The sequence below is a fragment of the Chitinophaga solisilvae genome, from assembly GCF_009928525.1.
Taxonomy (GTDB): domain Bacteria; phylum Bacteroidota; class Bacteroidia; order Chitinophagales; family Chitinophagaceae; genus Chitinophaga; species Chitinophaga solisilvae.
In genome coordinates this window covers 25,907-32,814 of the sequence record NZ_JAABOK010000022.1, presented here as the reverse complement: position 1 = coordinate 32,814, position 6,908 = coordinate 25,907, and the positions used below count along the sequence as shown (strand labels likewise).

At 47.8% G+C, this 6,908-nt stretch carries 6 protein-coding genes; 2 read left to right on the top strand and 4 right to left on the bottom strand.

Translation table 11 applies throughout. From position 1 onward, the window contains the following. Positions 1-1,028: 1,028 nt before the first annotated feature. Both GWG06_RS28230 and GWG06_RS28225 read right to left on the bottom strand, forming a co-directional pair. Positions 1,029-2,192: a porin gene (locus GWG06_RS28230; RefSeq protein ID WP_127035689.1), complete on the bottom strand. Its 1,164-nt coding sequence runs from the start codon at positions 2,190-2,192 to the stop codon at positions 1,029-1,031. 51 nt (positions 2,193-2,243) lie between these two features. Then, entirely contained in the window at positions 2,244-3,584 is a 1,341-nt protein-coding gene (locus tag GWG06_RS28225; protein WP_127035687.1) for an anaerobic C4-dicarboxylate transporter family protein, read from the bottom strand. Between GWG06_RS28225 and GWG06_RS30745 the strand changes: the two genes are divergently transcribed. Then, complete coding sequence (locus GWG06_RS30745; RefSeq protein WP_262888744.1) at positions 3,585-3,716, top strand: hypothetical protein; 132 nt, start codon at positions 3,585-3,587, stop codon at positions 3,714-3,716. It begins immediately after the preceding gene. Here the strand turns inward: GWG06_RS30745 and aspA are convergent. Continuing rightward, positions 3,710-5,113, bottom strand: a complete 1,404-nt coding sequence (aspA, locus tag GWG06_RS28220) for an aspartate ammonia-lyase (protein WP_127035685.1) — start codon at positions 5,111-5,113, stop codon at positions 3,710-3,712. The two genes, GWG06_RS30745 and aspA, sit on opposite strands and share 7 nt — an antisense overlap. A 136-nt stretch (positions 5,114-5,249) precedes the next feature. Here aspA and GWG06_RS28215 point away from each other — a divergent pair, with 136 nt between their 5' ends. Then, positions 5,250-6,356, top strand: coding sequence for a lipase family protein (locus GWG06_RS28215; protein WP_160717758.1), 1,107 nt, complete (start codon positions 5,250-5,252; stop codon positions 6,354-6,356). On the opposite strand, the gene GWG06_RS28210 is transcribed toward GWG06_RS28215, so the two are convergent. Then, positions 6,353-6,895, bottom strand: coding sequence for a hypothetical protein (locus GWG06_RS28210; protein ID WP_160717756.1), 543 nt, complete (start codon positions 6,893-6,895; stop codon positions 6,353-6,355). The two genes, GWG06_RS28215 and GWG06_RS28210, sit on opposite strands and share 4 nt — an antisense overlap. Positions 6,896-6,908 lie beyond the last annotated feature (13 nt).

Sequence of the window (6,908 nt, the reverse complement as noted above, 5' to 3'; positions counted from 1 at the left end):
TTATACCAATAGAGAAATAGCGCCTGAAAGGCGTTGATGGAATTTATACACCTGTTTTTTTCATATATCCGTTCACGTTATATCAATACAGACATGACAAGTCCGTGCCGGGCAATCGGTTAATTGTCCGGGAATATACAGGTGCTGATGAATCATGAATGCTGCAGGACCGTTTGCGGGCGCCGGCCTGTTATGCTATTGACATTCATTGGAAATATGCTGCTGGCAGCCTGTTTCAGGTTACCATTCCGTCTGCGCGTGGCATACGTAAATATGTTTACATGTGATAAAAAGTAAGCGGTGTATGCTTAGTTTCCGTTAATTTTTAAAAATAGTTTGACATAAATATGGATTGTGCATCAAAGTCTGGCATATTGATCATCATTATTATGATCAAAACCACTGAAAAGGGAATACGTCATGAAACACATGACAGGTACGCTTTCAGCAGGTTTACCGTTGTGAATTTTAGACGGTTAGTAAATAATTAAAAATGGACAGTAACATGCAATTCTGCTTATTCCGGGGTACCGGGCACAGGACACTGAGAGATATTGTAAACATACCTTTCGTACAAACAATTTCTTCAATCATCGATTACTAATATTAAAAAACAGCTCTTCCGATATCACAGGTCAATATTAAAACGTATTCAGGCTCAGAGGTAAATGCTGCTGCATTGTACTTCCGACCCTGCTCCTGGTTCTAACATGACTATCTTCTGGTAAAAACTGACAAACAATTAGTTAATAGGGTCTGGAATAACAACTTCCATTTGGGTCAACCATAGTTTGTCAAAAAGTAGAATTTTCTTTCCGCGCGTAAAAAAATAACTGAATATAAAATAAGTAAATAAAGATGAGATGACCAAAATTCTTGTTGCAACAATAGCGCATTTTTCAACACACATCCCCTTACAATGCTTAACAGCAAAGCATTTCAGGATACGCGAAAAATGTACATCTATTACATGAATGGCAAAACAGCACAACGCGCACAGCATTACCATTACCATGCGCACTACTGCATTATAATATCAGTAAAGGCGTAATAATACCTACGGAAAACCGGTAGTTATCCGTATTCCTCAATCCGAATTTTGCCTGTGCGTAATCTGTATACCGGTAGATTCTGCCAATCATATTGGCATATACTTTCAGATCATATTTATGAAAAGGGTATACTTCTATTGCCGGTATATATCCCCAGGCAGTGCGCAGTTTCTTATCCTTGTCCGGGTCAGGGTTACCATTCCAATAGGCAAAATCAACAAAGCCGGTGGCAGTCAGATGTACAATCTTGCTGAGCCGCACATCCGCGCGCATCCAGTGCGTCAGGTAAGTAACGCCTTGCGCTGCCTTCACATTGGGAATAAAATCGCTGACAATGGTTTTCCGGTCCAGGTTTTCCAGGCTGAGCTTAAAATCGTAGTCCAGTTTGAAGTTGGGCAGTATCAGGGAGTTACCCAGTGCGATGTAGTTCATATACTGACTGGTCGCTTCCTTGAAAATACTGTAGGACCAGATCGTATGTACCTTCCCGTTGAACAGGTTACCTCTCCAGTTGATCACCGCTGCGAAAGGGAATTTAGCTTCTGTGATACCGGGAATGGAATCATACAGTTCCTTAAAGGTTTTGGTTCTGCTGTTCAGCAGCTGGAATGTGAATTCATGATTTTTGTTGGGCAGATAGCCAACGCCGGCGCCGGAGAGAAAGTTATCTGCAAACTCTATCATATCCGTATACTCATAAATTTCTATCGGGTTATCATCAAACTCAATACCTCCCCAGTCTGCACAAAGTTTACCTGCATATATTTTCCAGTGTTCGTTAGGATCAAAGCGTAGGTAGGCCAGGTCTGTGGAACGGCTGAGATTATCAACGGACTGGGTCATGGGATCACGGGTGTATCGGTCTCTGAACCGGAAATATAACTTATCCAATACCTTTCCTTTTATTTCCAGGCGGAACTGTTCATTCACAAACCGGGAGCCGGTGTAGGTCCCTTCCTGGAAGTCATTGCGGAAAGCGAACCTCATATTTGCAATCACATCGATATTATTCAGCAGCGCCACCTTGTTAATAGGAATAAGCGGTTTATACGCCGAATCCTGCCGTGATTCCTGGTGCTGCCCTGTCGCAGTGGCGGAAAATAACAGCATGCAGGCTACCAGCCAATTGCGTGTATGCATAACGGTTAGGTTTGGAGTTTAAATAAATATCGTATCGATAGAAAGCGTTTCCTACACCAGTATACCGGCCAGGAAAAATCCGGCGGCAACAGAAACGGCTACACTGACTAATCCGGGTATCATAAAGCTATGGTTCACCAGGAATTTTCCGATATGGGTACTGCCGGTGCGGTCGAAGTTAATAGCTGCCAGCAGCGTAGGATAGCCTGGTAAAAAGAAATCGCCGTTTACAGCCGGGAACATCGCGATAAGATGCGCCGGCGCGATGCCCAGCGACATACCCAACGGCATCAGCGCCTTGGTGGTAGCCGCCTGGCTGAATAATAAGATACTGAGTATAAACAGCGCAATGGCAAAGGTCCAGGGGGCGGCCCTTACCATATCGCCCAGTGTTGCTTCAATAACGGCGGCATTGGTCTGCATGAAGGTAGCGCTCATCCACACCACGCCAAAGATAGACACCACTGCCTGAGCACCGGAGTTAAACAGGCTGGCCTTGGCCACCTGCGCAGCAGAGGTACGGGTAATCAGCATCATGACGGCGGCAGAAGCCAGCATCACCAGCTCAATGACAGCAGCCATTTTCACATGCCCTTTTGCATCTACAGACAGGTTGCCCGCTCCTTCCCCGAAAGAAGGCAGCATATTGGGGAATGCGCCTACCAGTACAATCAGCAGTACTGCCAGCGCAAAGATGATAACAGAGGTTTTAGCGCCCGGCTTCAGCGGCTCCCGGCTTTCTTCTACATCCGCATTGATGCTGGCAGCAAAGGCAGGATCCTTCATCTGCTCCAGGAATACGGGGTCTTTATCCAGGTCCTTCCCCTTCTTCCAGCATACCGCTACGCCGGCCAATGTACCGATAATGGTGGCAGGGATACATACCTTCATGATGTCAAGCAGCTCCATTTTTCCACTGAGAATGGTCAGCAGCGCCGCTGTGGCAGCAGATATGGGGCTGGCGGTAATAGCCAGGTGCGCAGATATCACAGAGATGCTCAACGAGCGTTCCGGTCTGATCCGCTTCTTGGTAGATACCTCCGCAATAATGGGTAACAGGGAATAGGTAATATGCGCCGTACCGGCAAACAACGTGAAGAAATAAGTAACCAGGGGGCCCATTAATACGATCAGGGAAGGTTTGCTGCGCAATATCTTTTCGGCCAGCCGCACCAGGTAATCCATGCCTCCCGCTGCCTGCAGGGTGGCGGCTGTGGTAACCACCGCCAGAATAATCAGCATCACATCAATAGGCGGATCCGCAGGACGCATCCGGAACAGGAAAATGTAAACGGCTAAGGCCACCATACCCATTACTCCCAGACCGATGCCTTTCATACGCGCGCCAACTAATATGGCGGCCAACAGGATTGCGAATTCTAACCAGATCATATGAATAGTATATCTCTGAAGATAGTGATTCCGGGGAAAATTACAGCCGGCGCTCACACCGCAGGCATACGCGCCGGCTGCAGCAATATATCAGCCATACCATCACACCGGCACGGCTGCTATGGTTATTGAATAAACTGAGGTCTGATCATATTATCGAACGTGAATATCTCGTCCCACTTCTCCTGTGTAATATATTTCTTCTCTTTAACAACAATATCATGTACAGATTTACCTGTTTCCAGGGCCTCCCTGGCAATACCCGCAGATTTCTCATAACCCAGGATAGGGTTGAGCTGCGTTACGATACCGATGCTGTTCATCACCATCTGTTTGGTGTGTTCTGCATTGGCAGTAATGCCCAGTACACATTTCTCACGCAGCGTACGGCATGCATTACCCATATAGGTGATGGCAGTAAACAACGCAAAGGAAATAACCGGCTCCATTACGTTGAGCTGCAACTGTCCTGCTTCTGCGGCCATCGTTACCGTCAGGTCTGCCCCGATCACATAGTAGGCTGTCTGATTCACCACCTCCGGAATAACAGGATTGACCTTACCCGGCATAATGGAAGATCCCGGCTGCATCGGCGGCAGGTTAATTTCGTTTAGCCCTGCCCGTGGTCCGGATGATAACAAACGGAGGTCATTGCATATTTTTGAAACTTTTACAGCAGTACGTTTCAATACGCCGGACAGCTGTACGTAAGCGCCGGTATCGTTGGTAGCTTCTATCAGGTTTTCTGCCAGCTTCAGTTCCAGACCGGTTACCTCGCACAGGTAGCGGGTCACCAGCTCCGCATAACCATCCGGCGCATTCACGCGCGTACCGATGGCAGTAGCCCCCATATTGATTTCAGCGATCAGCCGCTTGCTGTCTTCTATGCGGGACAACTCTTCTTTCAGGTTGGTGGCAAAAGCCTTGAACTCATCGCCGAGGCTCATCGGCACCGCATCCTGCAGTTGTGTACGGCCCATCTTCAGCACATTCTGGAATTCATCTCCCTTAGTATCAAAAGCATCTGCCAGCTTGCCCAGTATATCCTTATACACAGCCAGCTTCAGAATAAGAGCTATACGAAAAGCAGTAGGATATGCGTCGTTGGTAGACTGTGAACAGTTGACGTGATTGTTCGGATGGCAGAATTCATACTGCCCTTTTTCCTTACCCATCATCTCCAGCGCAACATTGGCAATCACTTCATTGGCATTCATATTAACAGAAGTACCGGCGCCTCCCTGGATCAGATCACTAAGAAACTGATCATTGAATTCTCCTTTTATCACCCTGTCGCTCGCCTTGATAATGTACTCCGCAATGTTTTTGTCCAGCACCCCCAGGTCACGGTTAGCCATAGCTGCGGCTTTCTTCACATACCCCAGGCTCTGCACAAAGAGCGGTTCCACCTTCAGCGGGATGCCCGTGATATGAAAATTCTCCAGTGCGCGGAGGGTCTGGATGCCATAATACACATCTTGCGGTATTTCTTTCTCCCCCAGAAAATCATGCTCTATTCTCTTAGACATACAATTTTAATTTAGGGCCGGAAGTTAATAGCTTTTAGAACAACCTGATCCCGGTAATTGTTGTAGTTTCATCCAAAGATTTTTACATTCATTGTAATTTTGTTCGCCATTCTCAATTCGTAATTCGTAATTTCCAATGATGTTCCGTCTTTCACTGATCAGTTTTCTATTTTTATTTTTTGGAAGAGAAATCGCATTTGCCCAACATTTACACCCATATTTTGATCCGGAAGAATACAGCGATCTGCTGAAGATGTTTTCCCTGCAACGGGATACTTCGGCGGAAAGCCTGCGGCAGAAAGCGCCGGCAGACTATGAAATGACTTACCGCTCCCCCGAAACAGGGCTGGTAAACCGCTGGGATTTCTGGCTGAATACAAAGAAGGGCACAGGAGTTATTGCGATCAGGGGTACCAACGGCACAGCTGCCTCCTGGCTGGAAAACCTCTATGCGGGCATGATTCCGGCGAAAGGCGTTCTTCAGCTGAATAACAGTACCCGCTTTAACTACCAGGTTGCCGCCGATCCGCAGGCGGGCGTTCATGCCGGCTGGATGCTGGCAACAGCTGCCATGGTCCCGGATATGGTGGAACACATACTGGAATACTACCGGCAGGGCATACACGAATTTATTATTGCCGGCCATAGCCAGGGCGGCGCCATCGCTTTCCTGGTAAGGTCCTGTCTCTATTACCGCGAAGATCTTCCCAAAGACCTGGTACTTAAAACCTACTGCAGCGCAGCACCTAAACCGGGCAACCAGGCCTACGCCTATGATTATGATTTCATCACCCGCGACGGATGGGGATTACGCGTGGTCAACGGCCGTGACTGGGTACCGGAAACGCCTTTTTCTGTACAGACGCCGCATGACTTCTCTCCGGTTAACCCCTTTATGAATATCAGGAAAACCATCCGCAAACAAAAGTTTCCCGTGAACCTGGCGCTGAGCTATACCTACGGCCGCCTCAGCCGCCCGATGAAACGAAGCAGCCGGCGCCTGCAACGCGTACTTGGTAAAATCGCCTACTCCCGTGTAAAAAAACTACTGCCGGCGTATAGCAGGCCGCCGTTCATCAACAGCCACCACTACACGCCGGCAGGCGCTCCGGTAATTCTCTATCCGGTTACCGGCTATGATGAAGCGTTTCCCTTTGATGGTAAAAATATCTTCGTGCACCATTCTCTCACAGCCTACAGGTGGGCACTGGAGAAGATCTACCCGAAGAGCATCAGCCATTAGTCGTTACTCCCCTTTTCTCCGGTGAACCAATGTTCCTTATCTCGGAACAATACGTTGAAAGTAGTCAGTGATCCGTATATACGCGTAATATACTGCTGCATGTTCACCTTCTCTTCATCTGTAAGTACTTTATGGCTGTTGATATTTTGTTCCAGCACCCGCAGGCGGTCGCGCAGCATAACTATTTTATGGAAGAAGGTTTCTATAGGCACTTCCTTGGCTTTCATGGAAGCATCGGCGGGTTGCAGTACCAGTGTGCCATTGCGCCAGCGGTCGCCCAGCGGCACCACTTCTGTAATACCCCCCCAGAGCCGTAATATTTTCAGCAGGGAAGTTTCCATATCGGAAGCCGTTTCTACTTCCGGCGTAGCATTCTCCGCTACCAGCACTTCAAAGAGCGGGTCTGTTTTATCAATCATCTTGATACCATGATCCATAAAGGTAACCCGGTACTGTGCGTACTTAACGCCTACAATCACGCCTGGGCCGTAATGCGCATGCTGTACCCTTGATCCGGTGCCTAGTGTCAGTTCTTCCATGTGTTGGTTTTTT

Bases quoted from the DNA above. Each gene is read 5' to 3' on its own strand.
- GWG06_RS28230 (WP_127035689.1), bottom strand. From the start codon at position 2,192: ATGCATACACGCAATTGGCTGGTAGCCTGCATGCTGTTATTTTCCGCC.
- GWG06_RS28225 (WP_127035687.1), bottom strand. From the start codon at position 3,584: ATGATCTGGTTAGAATTCGCAATCCTGTTGGCCGCCATATTAGTTGGC.
- GWG06_RS30745 (WP_262888744.1), top strand. From the start codon at position 3,585: ATGAATAGTATATCTCTGAAGATAGTGATTCCGGGGAAAATTACAGCC.
- aspA (WP_127035685.1), bottom strand. From the start codon at position 5,113: ATGTCTAAGAGAATAGAGCATGATTTTCTGGGGGAGAAAGAAATACCG.
- GWG06_RS28215 (WP_160717758.1), top strand. From the start codon at position 5,250: ATGATGTTCCGTCTTTCACTGATCAGTTTTCTATTTTTATTTTTTGGA.
- GWG06_RS28210 (WP_160717756.1), bottom strand. From the start codon at position 6,895: ATGGAAGAACTGACACTAGGCACCGGATCAAGGGTACAGCATGCGCAT.